At 62.7% G+C, this 13,492-nt stretch carries 14 protein-coding genes; 8 read left to right on the top strand and 6 right to left on the bottom strand.

Features of this window, described 5'->3' with window-relative positions; all coding sequences use genetic code 11:
- Positions 1-19 precede the first annotated feature (19 nt).
- The gene (locus KRZ98_RS01140; protein WP_217671825.1) at positions 20-412 is read right to left on the bottom strand and encodes a helix-turn-helix domain-containing protein; all 393 of its coding nucleotides are present in this window, start codon (positions 410-412) and stop codon (positions 20-22) included.
- Between the two features lie 105 nt (positions 413-517).
- On the opposite strand from KRZ98_RS01140, the gene KRZ98_RS01145 reads away from it, so the two are divergent.
- On the top strand, positions 518-1,129 hold the full coding sequence (locus tag KRZ98_RS01145) for an NAD(P)-dependent oxidoreductase (protein WP_217671826.1): 612 nt from the start codon (positions 518-520) through the stop codon (positions 1,127-1,129).
- Between the two features lie 150 nt (positions 1,130-1,279).
- Here the strand turns inward: KRZ98_RS01145 and yghU are convergent, their stop codons facing one another.
- On the bottom strand, positions 1,280-2,152 hold the full coding sequence (gene yghU / locus KRZ98_RS01150; protein WP_217671827.1) for a glutathione-dependent disulfide-bond oxidoreductase: 873 nt from the start codon (positions 2,150-2,152) through the stop codon (positions 1,280-1,282).
- Between the two features lie 295 nt (positions 2,153-2,447).
- Between yghU and groES the strand changes: the two genes are divergently transcribed.
- The 3 genes from groES to KRZ98_RS23930 all read left to right on the top strand — a co-directional run bounded on the left by groES (position 2,448) and on the right by KRZ98_RS23930 (position 5,017).
- Positions 2,448-2,735: a co-chaperone GroES gene (groES, locus tag KRZ98_RS01155; protein ID WP_119745439.1), complete on the top strand. Its 288-nt coding sequence runs from the start codon at positions 2,448-2,450 to the stop codon at positions 2,733-2,735.
- A 51-nt stretch (positions 2,736-2,786) separates the two neighbouring features.
- On the top strand, positions 2,787-4,433 hold the full coding sequence (groL, locus tag KRZ98_RS01160) for a chaperonin GroEL (protein ID WP_217671828.1): 1,647 nt from the start codon (positions 2,787-2,789) through the stop codon (positions 4,431-4,433).
- Between the two features lie 107 nt (positions 4,434-4,540).
- A complete protein-coding gene (locus KRZ98_RS23930; RefSeq protein ID WP_254798001.1) occupies positions 4,541-5,017 on the top strand; it encodes an excalibur calcium-binding domain-containing protein in 477 nt (158 codons plus the stop codon).
- Here KRZ98_RS23930 and KRZ98_RS01170 read toward each other — a convergent pair.
- On the bottom strand, positions 5,007-5,696 hold the full coding sequence (locus KRZ98_RS01170; protein WP_217671829.1) for a GNAT family N-acetyltransferase: 690 nt from the start codon (positions 5,694-5,696) through the stop codon (positions 5,007-5,009). The genes KRZ98_RS23930 and KRZ98_RS01170 overlap by 11 nt on opposite strands.
- A 156-nt stretch (positions 5,697-5,852) precedes the next feature.
- Between KRZ98_RS01170 and KRZ98_RS01175 the strand changes: the two genes are divergently transcribed.
- On the top strand, positions 5,853-7,841 hold the full coding sequence (locus KRZ98_RS01175; RefSeq protein ID WP_217671830.1) for a bifunctional diguanylate cyclase/phosphodiesterase: 1,989 nt from the start codon (positions 5,853-5,855) through the stop codon (positions 7,839-7,841).
- Between the two features lie 20 nt (positions 7,842-7,861).
- Here the strand turns inward: KRZ98_RS01175 and KRZ98_RS01180 are convergent, their stop codons facing one another.
- The gene (locus KRZ98_RS01180) at positions 7,862-8,824 is read right to left on the bottom strand and encodes a crotonase/enoyl-CoA hydratase family protein (RefSeq protein ID WP_217671831.1); all 963 of its coding nucleotides are present in this window, start codon (positions 8,822-8,824) and stop codon (positions 7,862-7,864) included.
- 237 nt (positions 8,825-9,061) lie between these two features.
- Here KRZ98_RS01180 and KRZ98_RS01185 point away from each other — a divergent pair, with 237 nt between their 5' ends.
- Together KRZ98_RS01185 and tgt are read left to right on the top strand one after the other, a co-directional pair.
- A complete protein-coding gene (locus tag KRZ98_RS01185) occupies positions 9,062-9,241 on the top strand; it encodes a hypothetical protein (RefSeq protein ID WP_217671832.1) in 180 nt (59 codons plus the stop codon).
- Between the two features lie 39 nt (positions 9,242-9,280).
- A complete protein-coding gene (tgt, locus tag KRZ98_RS01190; protein ID WP_217671833.1) occupies positions 9,281-10,411 on the top strand; it encodes a tRNA guanosine(34) transglycosylase Tgt in 1,131 nt (376 codons plus the stop codon).
- A gap of 123 nt (positions 10,412-10,534) precedes the next feature.
- Here tgt and KRZ98_RS01195 read toward each other — a convergent pair whose 3' ends face one another.
- Positions 10,535-12,046: a sensor histidine kinase gene (locus KRZ98_RS01195; protein ID WP_217672388.1), complete on the bottom strand. Its 1,512-nt coding sequence runs from the start codon at positions 12,044-12,046 to the stop codon at positions 10,535-10,537.
- A 103-nt stretch (positions 12,047-12,149) separates the two neighbouring features.
- Positions 12,150-12,614, bottom strand: a complete 465-nt coding sequence (locus KRZ98_RS23935) for a NepR family anti-sigma factor (RefSeq protein WP_254798003.1) — start codon at positions 12,612-12,614, stop codon at positions 12,150-12,152.
- An 80-nt stretch (positions 12,615-12,694) separates the two neighbouring features.
- Here KRZ98_RS23935 and KRZ98_RS01205 point away from each other — a divergent pair, with 80 nt between their 5' ends.
- A complete protein-coding gene (locus tag KRZ98_RS01205; protein WP_217672390.1) occupies positions 12,695-13,486 on the top strand; it encodes a response regulator in 792 nt (263 codons plus the stop codon).
- The last annotated feature ends 6 nt before the right edge of the window (positions 13,487-13,492 follow it).

The raw sequence follows: 13,492 nt of genomic DNA on the forward strand, positions 1-13,492 counted from the left end.
CAACGGAGAAGTGAATAGCCTAAGCCGCCAGCGCCTCCACCCCCACATCATGCGCCCGCCGGGCGGCCATGATGTCGCCGACATGGGCTTCGGCCCAGCCGGTAATCTGGTCCAATATGCCGATCAGCCCGCCTGCCAGCGGGGTCAGCCGATATTCCACCGTCACCGGCACGGTCGCAAAGGCGGCGCGGCTGACCAGCCCGTCGCGCTCCAGGCTCTTCAACGTCTGCGACAGCATCTTTTGCGAAATCGCGCCGATCCGGCGGCGCAGCAGGTTGAAGCGCACGGGGCCGTCTTTCAGGCTAAGCAGCACCAGCACCGCCCATTTGTCGCCGATCCGGTCGAGAATGTGCCGGGTCGGGCAATCGGGATTATAGGCGTCGCCGATGCGGGGCGGCGGAGTGGACGGCATGGGCAGTATCCTCGGCGTAACCAGGTGAAGGCAAAGTGCCTTCTTGCACCCCTGATAGCCAAATCTCTATCTGGTTTCCATTGGTAACCACATATGGAGACGGAAATGAAAATAGCGATCATCGGCGGCACGGGTCGTGCGGGGCAGGAAATCAGCGCGGAACTGGCACGGCGCGGGCATCAGGTGACAGCCATTGCCCGTCATCCCGAAAATGCGGTTAAGGATGCCGCGATCACTGCGGTTACGGGCGACGTCAACCATCCCGAAGCGCTGGCGGCAGCGATTGCAGGTCATGATGTCGTGGTCAGTGCGGTGATGTTTTCCGATACCGACCCGGCGTCGCTGGTCGATGTCGTGCGCCAGTCGGGCGTGCCGCGCTATCTGGTCGTGGGCGGTGCGGCCAGTCTGGAGGTGGCGCCGGGTGTGCCACTGATCAGCACGCCCGATTTCCCGAAGGAATATCTGCCCGAAGCCAGCCGGGGCAAGGCGTTCCTCGACTATCTGCGCGGCGTGGACGACATCGACTGGACCTATGTGTCGCCCTCGCTCTTCTTCTTCGTCGGCCCGCGCACCGGCAATTTCCGGCTGGGCACCGACCAGTTGCTGAGTGACGCGGATGGCAAGAGCAGCATATCCTATGCCGATTATGCCATCGCTCTGGTCGATGAAATCGAAACGCCGCGCCATAGCCGCCAGCGCTTCACCGTGGGCTATTGATACGGGGAGGGGGCGTTAGAGTTTTTTGGGAAAGCCGGTTCCGGCTCACTCCCCCGCCCAACCACCCGACAGGATGATACTGGATCGGGCGGGGGAGCGGGCTGGTACCGCACTTGAAAAGCGCCCTTTCGCGCTTTTCCAAACAGACTCTTATGCCGCCCCCTCAACCTTATCCTGCGTTTTCGTCGCGAAGTCGCCCGCGTCGTGGCGCTCATGCAATTGTCCGTCGAGCGGGCCGTTGATCTTGTTGACCTTGCGCCCGCGCGTCACCGCCGGGCGGGCGTCGATCTGTCGCGCCCAGCGCAGCAGGTTGGTGTAGCTGGCCGCATCCAGAAATTCCGCGGCGTCATAGGCGTAGCCCAGCACGACGCCGCCATACCAGGGCCAGATGGCGATGTCCGCGATGCTATATTCGTCGCCTGCGACATACGCATTGTCCGCCAGATGCCGATCCAGCACGTCGAGCTGCCGCTTCACTTCCATCGTGTAGCGATTGATCGGATATTCATATTTTTCCGGGGCATAGGCGTAGAAATGGCCAAAGCCGCCGCCCAGCAAAGGGGCGCTGCCCATCTGCCAGAACAGCCAGCTGAGCGCGGCTGTCCGCTTGGCGGGATCGGTCGGCAGGAAGGCGCCGAACTTTTCGGCCAGATAGAGCAGGATCGCGCCCGATTCGAACACGCGCTGCGGCGGGGAGACGCTATGGTCCATCAGCGCGGGGATCTTGCTGTTGGGATTGACCGCCACGAAGCCGCTGGAAAACTGGTCGCCATCGCCGATTTTGATCAGCCAGGCGTCATACTCCGCCGCAGTAAATCCCGCCTCCAGCAATTCCTCCAGCAGGATCGTGACCTTCTGCCCATTGGGCGTGGCCAGCGAGTAGAGCTGGAGCGGATGCTGCCCCACCGGCAGATCCTTGTCATGGGTCGCGCCCGCGATCGGCCGGTTGATATTGGCGAACTGGCCGCCACTGGCCTTGTCCCACGTCCAGACGGCAGGCGGGGTGTAGGTTGGATCGCTCATGGGGGAGAGGCCTCTCGTGAATGCTGATCCACGTCAGGTAGGAAGCACCCCGCCGCACCGCAACGGCGCTGGAGGATGTCGCATGGAAAAGCATCGGTCGCGAAAAAATGCATATGGAAGGTCTTGACCGATCTTTCGGTTGCGCCATATCAAGCCGCGCTAGCACTCTACCTCAATGAGTGCTAACAGCGACGCAGTTTATCGGGACAAGGATAAGGCGAGGGCGGTTTTCGGGGAGATTCATCCCCGGATCGCGCGCCGGACCGATCCCAAACAGAAGGGAAAGGCAATCAACATGGCATTTCGTCCATTGCACGACCGTGTTCTCGTCCGCCGCATCGAAGCGGAAGCAAAGACCGCCGGTGGCATCATCATCCCCGACACCGCCAAGGAAAAGCCGCAAGAAGGCGAAATCGTCTCCGTCGGCACCGGCTCGAAGGCTGAAGATGGCAAGGTGACCCCGCTCGACGTCAAGGCTGGCGACCGCATCCTGTTCGGCAAATGGTCCGGCACCGAAGTCAAGGTCGACGGTGAAGACCTGCTGATCATGAAGGAATCGGACATCCTTGGCGTTGTTGCCTGAGATTTTCTGACTTCTTCCATTTCCTAATTTGCAAGAAAGAGGGTTTTTCCCATGGCTGCAAAAGACGTAAAATTTTCCCGCGACGCTCGTGAGCGCATTCTGCGCGGTGTCGACATCCTGGCCGACGCGGTCAAGGTGACCTTGGGGCCAAAGGGCCGCAACGTCGTCATCGACAAGAGCTTCGGCGCGCCCCGTATCACCAAGGACGGCGTCAGCGTCGCCAAGGAAATCGAACTCAAGGACAAGTTCGAGAATATGGGCGCCCAGATGGTGCGCGAAGTCGCTTCCAAGACCAACGACATTGCTGGCGACGGCACGACCACTGCGACCGTCCTGGCGCAGGCGATCGTTCGTGAAGGCATGAAGTCGGTTGCCGCCGGCATGAACCCGATGGACCTGAAGCGCGGCATCGATCTGGCCGTCGTCAAGGTTGTCGAGGACCTCAAGGCCCGTTCCAAGCCCGTCGCCGGGACCAAGGAAATTGCCCAGGTCGGCATCATCTCGGCCAATGGCGACACCGTGGTTGGCGAAAAGATCGCCGAAGCCATGGAGCGCGTCGGCAAGGAAGGCGTGATCACGGTTGAAGAAGCCAAGGGTCTCGAATTCGAGCTGGACGTCGTCGAAGGTATGCAGTTCGACCGCGGCTACCTGTCGCCCTATTTCGTGACGAACCCGGAAAAGATGGCTGTAGAGCTGGCTGATCCGTACATTCTGATCCACGAAAAGAAGCTCAGCAACCTCCAGTCGATCCTGCCGATCCTCGAAGCGGTCGTTCAGTCGGGTCGTCCCCTGCTGATCATCGCTGAAGATATCGAAGGCGAAGCGCTGGCGACCCTGGTCGTCAACAAGCTGCGCGGTGGCCTGAAGGTCGCAGCGGTCAAGGCTCCCGGCTTTGGCGATCGTCGCAAGGCGATGCTGGAAGATATCGCTGTCCTGACCAAGGGCGAAGTGATTTCCGAAGATCTGGGCATCAAGCTGGAGAACGTCACGCTGGCGATGCTCGGCACCGCCAAGCGCGTCACCATCGACAAGGACAACACCGTCATCGTCGATGGCGCTGGCGACCATGACTCGATCAAGGGCCGTACCGAGCAGATCCGTCAGCAGATCGAGAACACCACCTCGGACTATGACCGTGAAAAGCTGCAGGAACGTCTGGCGAAGCTTGCTGGCGGCGTGGCCGTTATCAAGGTTGGCGGCGCTTCGGAAGTCGAAGTCAAGGAACGCAAGGACCGCGTCGACGACGCGCTGCACGCCACCCGTGCGGCCGTTGAAGAAGGCATCGTTCCTGGCGGCGGCACCGCTCTCCTCTATGCGACCAAGGCTTTGGCCGGCATGAAGGGCGCGAATGACGACCAGACCCGTGGTATCGACATCATCCGCAAGGCGATCGAAGCGCCGCTGCGCCAGATCGCCCAGAATGCGGGCGTTGACGGTGCCGTGGTTGCCGGCAACCTGCTTCGCGAAAATGACGAGACCCGTGGTTTCAACGCCTCGACCGACGTCTATGAAAACCTGGTGGAAGCCGGCGTGATCGACCCGACCAAGGTCGTTCGTGCGGCGCTGCAGGACGCGGCCTCGGTCGCTGGCCTGCTGATCACCACCGAAGCGGCGATCTCCGAAATGCCTGCCGACGACAAGGCACCGATGGGTATGCCCGGCGGTGGCATGGGCGGCATGGGCGGCATGGACTTCTAAGTCCAACGCTCTCGCTATGACAAGAAGAGGCCGGTGGAGCGATCCACCGGCCTTTTTATTGTGCGCTACGCACGGCAACCGGCTGTTTACCGATTGCCGCTAGCAAAATGGCGATGAGTTTCAAAAAGCCTTTCCGCGCCGTCCCGGTGCAACTCGACCCCGCCTACCGCGCCCGGCAGCGGCGCGAAGCCCGGATGACATTGGCTCTGCGGCTGGTTGGTGTTTTCGCGGTCGGGCTGGTGGCCGCGCTATCACTCCACTGGTTCCGCAACGGACCTACCGCGCCGGGTCCGGCAGAGCCAGCTATGGTCGAGGCCCCGGTCGTGATGCCGGAGCCGGTCGTGCGTGAACTGCCGATGAGTGCTGCGGAACTGGACGCGCAACAGCCCTCGGCTGGTGGCGATCGTGCTACCGCGCCGGTCGAACGTAGGATTGTCCGTAGTAATGCGACGGTCACCGTCTTTCGGGATTGCCGCGCGGCATGGGCTGCTGGCGTTGCGCCGATTTACCGCGGGCAGCCGGGCTATGACGTCAGCATGGATGGCGACCTGGACGGCATAGCCTGCGAGCCCGTCAGGCGTTAGCCGGATCGCGCACCAGCACCACCATCGGCAACTCTGCCCGCACCGCAAAGCCCAGCGTCTCGTAAAGCGCGATCGTCCGGTCATGGGCGGCATAGGCGTGGAGGAAGGGCGTCTCGCCCCGCTCCAGCATTGCCTGCATGACGATCCGCATCAGTGCGCCGGCGAGACCCCGGCCACGAAAATCGGGATGGGTGCAGACGCCGCTGACCTCGGTAAAGCCGGGCAGGCGCATCCGCTCGCCCGCCATCGCGATCAGCTGCCCATGTTCGCGCACGCCGATGAAGCGGCCCAGCCGATGGGTGAGCGGGTGAAAGGGGCCGGGCCGGGTCAATAGTGCCAGTGCGCGCATTTGGTCAGCGTCGGCTTCGCCAAGCACGATCCACTCACATGGCGTTGCCGGGGCAGGGGTAACTGTTGCTGCGACCATCTGGGCCAACGTCGCGGTGCGCGCGATCGTCATACCCGCCGGGGCCACCGCCACATCCTGTCCGACCAGCCACATTTCGCTATCGCCGGTCGCGAGCGCGGCCAGCGCCATCAGGCTGTCCGGGCCGTCATCTCCGGTCGCCGCGAAGGGGCCATAAGCGGGATCGAGCCGCATCGCCCGGTCATCCCCCTGCGCCAACGCCGCCCAGCCGCTGCGCAGCGTGTGCCAGACGGGACGATCAAGCGGGTGCATCGGGCAGACTCCAGGCTATGGGGCAGGATGGGGCTGCCATATCAGCCCGACCAGTCGGTTCAAGCCGGGCAGCCCTTCGGCTGGGGCTGCGGCCATATTAACCAAAAAATAAAGGGAAAATGCGACACCGGGTCTGGGAACCGGAGACCCGCCAATTTGCGCGCTTTGAGGACATTGCTGGAAAAGCGCTTGGCGCAAGGACCGGGGCAGGACGCCGATGTTCGGCGTAGCCTTGTCGAATCCCTGTATGCGTCTCCAACGTCCCTGACGATCGGCGCGGCCACTGGCACCGCCGTAGGCATCGTTATCAGCAGCATGAGCAACTTTCCGGCGATCCATGCGGTCGTGATCGCGGTCTGTATTGTTGCCACATTGCGCGTGATTTCCGCGGTTTTCTTCCATCGCCAGCTGGTGCGCGGCACCGCTGTGGCCTCGCGCAACTGGGAACTGGCCTATGAACTGGGCGCCTGGGCCTATGCCGGGCTGCTGGGGTTGATGGGTTTCGTGACGCTCATCGGATCGGGCAATCCGGTCATCCATATGCTCAGCGTGTCGATGGCGACGGGCTATGCAGGCGGTATCTCCGGCCGCAATGCAGGGCGCGTCCAGATCGCCATCGGGCAGGTATGCCTAGCCCTGCTGCCGACCGCGACCGGGCTATGGATGGAAGGATCGACCGGCTATCGCGTCCTGTCGGTCGCTATGGTGGCGATGGTGCTGGGTCTGGCGGAAATCAGCTCGACCACCCATCGCATCGTCGTCCAGGCGCTGATCGGCAAGCGTGACAAGTCGTTGCTGGCGGAAAAATTCGAACGACTCGCCCGCTTCGACAGTCTGACGGGGCTGGAAAACCGCATGGCGATGCAGATGCGGCTGCGCGAAATCTTCGAAACCAGCCAGAAGCGCAACGATGCCGTCGCCATCCTGTGGATGGACATTGACCGGTTCAAGGAAATTAATGATTCGCTTGGCCATATGGTCGGCGACCAGTTGCTGCGCGCGGTGGCGGAGCGGCTGGATGAGGTCGTGCAGGGCCGTGGCCGGATCGCGCGTTTTGGCGGCGATGAATTTGTCATCATCTGCGCTGATACGGACCGGGTGACGGCGGCGGCGATCGCGCAGGAAATCATCAGCTATTTCGCCCATGGCTTCGATCTGTCGGACAATCATCTCCAAGTCACCGCCTCCATCGGCTTTGCGGTTGCGCCGCAGGACGGACGCGACATGGACGAGCTGATGCAACATGCCGACCTGGCGCTCTACGAAGCCAAGCGGGAGGGGCGCAACCGCGCGTCCAGCTTCAACTGGTCGCTCAAGGAACGCTTCAATCGCGTCCATGAGATTGAGACCGGTCTGCGGCGCGCGCTGGAGACGAATGAACTCAAATTGCTGTTCCAGCCGATCGTCGACCTGGAAAGCGGCCATATCGATGCGTGCGAGGCGCTGCTGCGCTGGGATCATCCGGTGCTGGGTCCGATTTCGCCCGGCGAATTCATCCCGATCGCCGAAAGCATGGGGATGATCGAGGCGATGACCGGCTGGGTGCTGCGCGAAGCCTGTATCGCTGCGGCCTCCTGGCCTGGCGAGGTTCGCATCGCCATCAACGTGTCGCCTGCCTCATTGAAGTCGCACGACCTGCCCGGCAATGTCATCGCCGCGCTGCTGGAGACCGGCCTGCCCGCACGGCGGCTGGAGCTGGAAGTCACTGAATCTATTTTCCTGGACGATAGCGGCCAGACCAACGCGATCCTGCGCGAATTGCAGCGCATCGGCCTGCGGTTGGCGCTCGACGATTTCGGCACCGGCTACAGCTCGCTCTCCTATCTGCGTTCCTACCGGTTCGACACGCTCAAGGTGGATCAGAGCTTCATGGCCGGGGTCAGCTCGAACGCGGAGGATCGCGCGATCGTGCGCGCCATCGGCAACCTTGCCCGCGATCTGGCGATGGACACGGTGGCCGAAGGCATAGAGACGGCCGACCAGCTACATCACGCCCGTGAAGCCGGCTTTACCAATGTGCAGGGCTATTTGTTCAGCCGTCCGGTGACGAGCGAACGGATCGCCGAAATGATCGCCGACGGTCCGCTCGAAGGGGGCGAACGCCCCGATCCCGTCATCCACAAACGGCCGCGGCGTCAGGCCTGACCCGCCGCCGCGATGGCGTTTCAGCGCAAGCGGGTCTGCGCCGCCGCCAGCCGCCGCATCATCCGCAAGTCGCGATCGGACAGCGACAGGGCCGTATCGGTCCATGTCTCGACAATGTCGGTCAGTTCGGCCAGCGTCAGCGGATTGACCCGTCGCCCGGCCCGGTTGATGCCGACATAACCGGCATGGTGGGGGCTATGGTCGGCAATCCATTTGGCAGTCGCCGCCTCGCCTTCTCCCTGCTCGACGACCTGCGCGACAATGCCCATCTCGCACATTTCGTCCGCGCTATAGATGCGCCCCTCGGCAATCATCTCGCGCGCCAGCACGGGGCCGACCCGGCGCGACAGCACCGAATAGGCACCCATGCCGGGGAACAGGCCGAACAGGACTTCGGGCAGGCCGAATTTGGCCTGCCGCTCGGCGATGATGACGTCGAAGCACATCAGCGCTTCCAGCCCGCCGCCCAGCGCGTCGCCCTGCGCCAGTCCGATATTGATGATGTTCATGTCGTTGCAGTGCCAGATGCGATCGACAATCTCGCAGCAGGCGACGCCATAGCTGAGCAAGGTGGCGCGATCGCGGCGCTGGATGCATTCGGCGAACATCTCCAGATCGCCGCCCAGATTGAACACGCCGGGGAAGCGCGACCCCAGCACCATGAATTTGAGCGGGCCATCGCGCCCGCTGCCGTCAGCGCCGCCATAGACGCGCTTGCTCTCCCGCTGCCACGCCATCGTGTCGCGAATCAGGCCCAGATTGGAATTGGGCCGTTCATGCGGGGTCATGAATGCCCACAGGGTCGCCAGTTCCTCGTCCCAGCGCACATCGATCTGGCCCAGGTCGAAAAGGGTGGAGCGGCCGGTTGGAACCGCTATTTCCGCTACGGAAAAGGCCGGTTGGTCGGTGTCGGGCGCAAAATGCTCCTCACCGGCCGTTTCGACCACGTCTCTTGCCGGACTAAACCGTCCTGAATCAATCATCTGCGTCCCCGTTTTTCTATTCCGACTGAACAGAACAGGCTCGCATGGAGGATGCAATCAACCCCCCGCCGGTGAACAGCCCGTTAACTATTTTTGTAGGGAACTGTTGCAAACGCGTCGTCACAAATTGGCCCAAATGAGACTCCTTGTTGCGGATATGCAACAAAATGCCCGTCCTTGGCTATTCTCGATCGTCGCTCAGGGCTTTGTTAACCTTTATTAATTAGCCAGAGTCGGATGAACGACCGCGATCAGGACTCCAAATTTGTCACGCTGGCCCTCCATGACGCGGCGGGCGCGGCATGGCCGTTGCGCCTGTCGGCGGACTGCCTGCGCTTCATCGGTCCCTATCGCCGGGTCGAAGGCTTCAACATCGACGCGCTGATGCTGTTTGAAGGCGTGCGCAAGGCGGGTTGAACCCTTGTGCCTGCGCCCGTTCGCTCATAAACGGCGCGCGTGACCCAGACCCGTTTTTCCTTTTCCATCGCCGCGACTGACGGCAAGGCGCGCACCGGCGCGATACAGATGCAGCGCGGCGAGATCCGCACGCCCGCCTTCATGCCGGTCGGCACCGCCGCCACGGTCAAGGCGATGCGCCCGGCCGAAGTGCGCGCGACCGGGGCCGATATCATCCTGGGCAATACCTATCATCTGATGCTGCGTCCCGGCGCGGAGCGCATGGCGCGGCTGGGTGGCCTGCATGGTTTCATGGGCTGGGACCGGCCGATCCTGACCGACAGTGGCGGCTATCAGGTGATGAGCCTGTCGGAACTCACCAAGATGAGCGAGCAGGGCGTCGCTTTTTCCAGCCATATCGACGGGTCCAAGCATATGCTGACCCCCGAACGGTCGATGGAAATCCAGCGGCTGCTCGACAGCGACATTGTGATGGCGTTCGACGAATGCACCAAAAATGGCTGCACCCATGATGAGGCGGCGCGGTCGATGGAGCGATCGATGCGTTGGGCCAGGCGATCGCGCGACGGTTTTGATGCAGGTGGCGACCATGCGGAGCGCGCGGCCTTGTTCGGCATCCAGCAGGGTTCGCTGGACAAAGGTTTAAGGCAGCAGTCCGCGCAGCAACTGATCGACATCGGCTTTGATGGCTATGCCGTGGGCGGTCTGGCCGTGGGGGAGGGGCAGGAGGCGATGTTCGCCACGCTCGATTTCGCGCCCGATATGCTGCCGCAGGACAAGCCGCGCTACCTGATGGGCGTGGGCAAGCCAGACGACATCGTCGGCGCGGTCGAACGCGGCATCGACATGTTCGATTGCGTGCTGCCCACCCGGTCGGGGCGCAACGGGCAGGCTTTCACCTGGGCCGGACCGCTCAACATCCGCAATGCCCGCTTTGCCGAAGATACCGGCCCGCTCGACCCGCGCTGCACCTGCCCGGTCTGCGCGACCTGGGGGCGGGCCTATCTGCATCATCTGGTGAAAGCCGGAGAGATGCTGGGCGCGATGCTGATGACCCAGCATAATATCCATTTCTACCAATCGCTGATGCAGGCGATCCGCGACAGCATCGCTGCCGGGCAGTTCGCTACATTTGCCGCCGATTTCCGCCGGGATTATCAGCGCGCCTGAGCGTGATGATTTTGGCGTAAAAGCCCCAACCTCCGTTCGTTTCGAGCGAAGTCGAGAAACCGGCGCGCTACCGTTTCTCGACTTCGCTCGAAATGAACGGGGCAGGGTGAAGCATTCAAAACTTTACGGAATGACGCTGATCTCGATCGTATAGCCGCCCGCTTCCGCATCATGGTCCAGCGGCGCGCGCAGTTGCCGCGACAGGCCGGTCAGCACCCGGCCATAACGTTCGGCCAGATGGATGGTCATCGCCTCCGACGCGCGCAGGCCGCTCGACCGCACGCTCAGCAGCGCGCGATTGTCGCGACCCGCCACGCCCCGCACCGCAATCCGCATCGCGCCATGCGGGTCGAGCATCATTGCCAGTTCGACCAGTTCGGTCAGCAGAAAGGCGATCGGCACGGCGACATCCTGACTGATGTGCAGGTCGTCCGCGTCGATCTGAATGCCAAAGCGCCGGGCTTGTGCCGGGGCGGTGCCGCGCAGGCTGGCGGACAATTCGCTGATCAGCGGGCGCACGCCCACGCCGCGATTATCCTCCAGCTCGGCGAAATGATTGCGATGGACGACGGACAGAGCATCAACCCGCCGCTGGATCGAGGCATAGGCTTCCACCGCTTCGGGATCATGCGCGGACCGGGCGTGCAGGTTGATCAGGCTGGCGATGATCTGGAGGTTGTTCTTGACCCGGTGATGCACTTCACGGGTTAGCTTGCGCTGGGTTTCCAGCCCCTGCGCCATTTCCGCTTCATGAGTGGCGACATCTTCGCTGATCTCGCGGAAGGTTTCGCCCAGCGCGACGATCTCCTGCGCCGGAGTGCGGACCTTTTGCAGCGGCTCCAGCACTTCGCCCGGATGATAGGCCGCAACAGACCGGCGCAGCAGCACCAGCGGGCGGATCAACAGGCGATTGACGACAAACCAGCCGACCGCCGCCGCCGCAAACCACATGACGAGTGGCAGGAAGAGCGAGAGCATCCGGGCAACCGTTGCGGGCGGATCCCGCACCGTCATGGTCAGTACGATGTCGGGCGGATCGAGCCGGGCCGACAGGCTGCTGCTATGGCCATTGATCGGCGCGCCGCCGGGACGGCTGATGACCATCCGCGCGTTACCCTGCCGCAGGGTCAGTTGCCGGTTTTGCAGCGCGGTGGCGGGATCAGCGACGCTTTCGAGATGCGCGCGCGAATAATAGGCAAAGCCCACCAACGCGCCGTTGCGGCTGCGCACCCGGCTCACCAGAAATTGGGACGCGGGCAGCAATTGCGCGTCCTTGCCCGCGAAACGCTCGCCAATGGCGATGCCAGCGGGTTCCGAGACCGTTGATCCGCACAGGCGCTGGCCGCGCCGGTCGTAAATGTAAAAAAGCCCGCCATTGCGATCATGCGAGGTCAGGAAAAGCTCCAGCCGCTGGCAGATGCCGGTCTCGCCACCCGGGCTGGCGAGGGCGTTGACGGTCAGTTCCAGCGCTGTCCGGTCCGATTGCAGATCGGCGGTCAGCTTGCGCGCGCTCTGCGTCACCGCGACGCGTAGCAGGGCTTCCTTTTCAAGGTCGGCGGTGCGGATGGCCTGGAGCGAGGCGATGAGCGCGATCAGCCCCAACGGCAGAAGCGCCAGCGTCAGGATGAGGAACATCTTGACGCCGGTTGACCGGAAAAATCCAGCAAGCGGAACGCCCGGCGATCGGGCGGTCCCGGTGCGGGCGGCCGGAGGAAGGCTGCCCCCGTTCATGACTGTATCAGTCCAGCTTGCTCAGCAGATCGAGCATTTCCGACGGGATATCTTCATCCACAGCGCGCTGATAGACGGTGCGCAACGCCTGGGACACATGGCCATCTTCTTTGGGGGCGGCACGGCGCTTGCGGGGTGACGAAGCGGCATGGGGGCCGCTGTCCGGGCTGGTAACGCCATCTGGCTTACCCCCTCCCGCCGCATTACGTTCCGTCGATGAAGAAACCAAAATCAGCCCCTCTGAAGCAATATCTGACACGCCAGTCTGCCCGTATTTGCGGGATTCTTGCAGGACGTCAATTCGTCGTCCCGCGCGATTGATACAAAATTCACGATAAAATCGAAAAATCCATATGGCTGCGAAACAAATCTCGTCATTGATGGTTCCGGCGAATGAAGCATTTTTTATGCAGCCGCGCTTTTGGCGATGTTTGGGGGGACGGGGGTTGCCATGTCGGCAGGGACATTCCATCCTTTCACACGCCACACCTCTATGCCGGCACCGATGCTTCGGAACATTACGCCCCTTATGGGCAGGGAGAAGATTTGACGATGTCGCTTGGACAGCAATTGCACCCCCATCTTCCGTTCCTGCGGCGCTATGCCCGCGCGTTGACCGGCAGCCAGGCGCATGGCGACGCCTATGTCCGCGCCGCGTTGGAGGCGATCGTCGCCGCGCCGGAGGAGTTCCCATCCGACGTCGATCCTCGTCTGGGCCTCTATCGCACCTTCCACGCCATCTGGTCCTCCTCCCATCTGGAGGATATTCCGGTCACGTCAGGCGGTAGTCGCGAAGCGATCGCGCAGGCGCGGCTTGCCCGTCTGACCCCGCTGCCGCGTCAGGCGCTGCTGCTGACTGCGCTCGAAGGCTTCACCGTCGACGACGTCGCCTATCTCATCGACATGGACAGCGCCGATGTGGAAGCGCTGGTCGAGGAAGCACTGAGCGAAATCGAGGCGCAGACCCGCGCCAAGGTGCTGATTATCGAGGATGAGCCGATCATCGCGATGGACATTGAAACCATCGTCCGAGATCTGGGCCATGATGTGACCGCCATCGCCGTGACGGCGGAGGATGCGGTGCGCGAAGCGCTGGCCGATCGTCCGGGGCTGGTGCTGGCCGACATTCAGCTGGCCGACGACAGCAGCGGCATTGACGCGGTGAAGGACATACTGGCTGAATTTTCGGTGCCGGTGATCTTCATCACCGCCTTCCCCGAACGGCTGCTGACGGGCGAACGGCCGGAGCCGACCTTCCTGATCACCAAGCCGTTCCAGCGGTCCACGGTGAAGGCCGCGATTTCGCAGGCGCTGTTCTTCGATGAAGCGACTGCCCCGGCCTGATCAACT

It is taken from the genome of Sphingobium sp. AS12, from assembly GCF_019097845.1.
Taxonomy (GTDB): Bacteria; Pseudomonadota; Alphaproteobacteria; order Sphingomonadales; family Sphingomonadaceae; genus Sphingobium.

What these genes read in the sequence shown, in the direction of transcription:
- groL (WP_217671828.1), top strand. Translation starts at nt 2,787, where the DNA reads ATGGCTGCAAAAGACGTAAAATTTTCCCGCGACGCTCGTGAGCGCATT.
- KRZ98_RS23930 (WP_254798001.1), top strand. Translation starts at nt 4,541, where the DNA reads ATGGCGATGAGTTTCAAAAAGCCTTTCCGCGCCGTCCCGGTGCAACTC.
- KRZ98_RS23935 (WP_254798003.1), bottom strand. Translation starts at nt 12,614, where the DNA reads ATGGAATGTCCCTGCCGACATGGCAACCCCCGTCCCCCCAAACATCGC.
- KRZ98_RS01145 (WP_217671826.1), top strand. Translation starts at nt 518, where the DNA reads ATGAAAATAGCGATCATCGGCGGCACGGGTCGTGCGGGGCAGGAAATC.
- yghU (WP_217671827.1), bottom strand. Translation starts at nt 2,152, where the DNA reads ATGAGCGATCCAACCTACACCCCGCCTGCCGTCTGGACGTGGGACAAG.
- KRZ98_RS01180 (WP_217671831.1), bottom strand. Translation starts at nt 8,824, where the DNA reads ATGATTGATTCAGGACGGTTTAGTCCGGCAAGAGACGTGGTCGAAACG.
- groES (WP_119745439.1), top strand. Translation starts at nt 2,448, where the DNA reads ATGGCATTTCGTCCATTGCACGACCGTGTTCTCGTCCGCCGCATCGAA.
- KRZ98_RS01205 (WP_217672390.1), top strand. Translation starts at nt 12,695, where the DNA reads ATGTCGCTTGGACAGCAATTGCACCCCCATCTTCCGTTCCTGCGGCGC.
- KRZ98_RS01185 (WP_217671832.1), top strand. Translation starts at nt 9,062, where the DNA reads ATGAACGACCGCGATCAGGACTCCAAATTTGTCACGCTGGCCCTCCAT.
- KRZ98_RS01195 (WP_217672388.1), bottom strand. Translation starts at nt 12,046, where the DNA reads ATGTTCCTCATCCTGACGCTGGCGCTTCTGCCGTTGGGGCTGATCGCG.
- KRZ98_RS01170 (WP_217671829.1), bottom strand. Translation starts at nt 5,696, where the DNA reads ATGCACCCGCTTGATCGTCCCGTCTGGCACACGCTGCGCAGCGGCTGG.
- KRZ98_RS01140 (WP_217671825.1), bottom strand. Translation starts at nt 412, where the DNA reads ATGCCGTCCACTCCGCCGCCCCGCATCGGCGACGCCTATAATCCCGAT.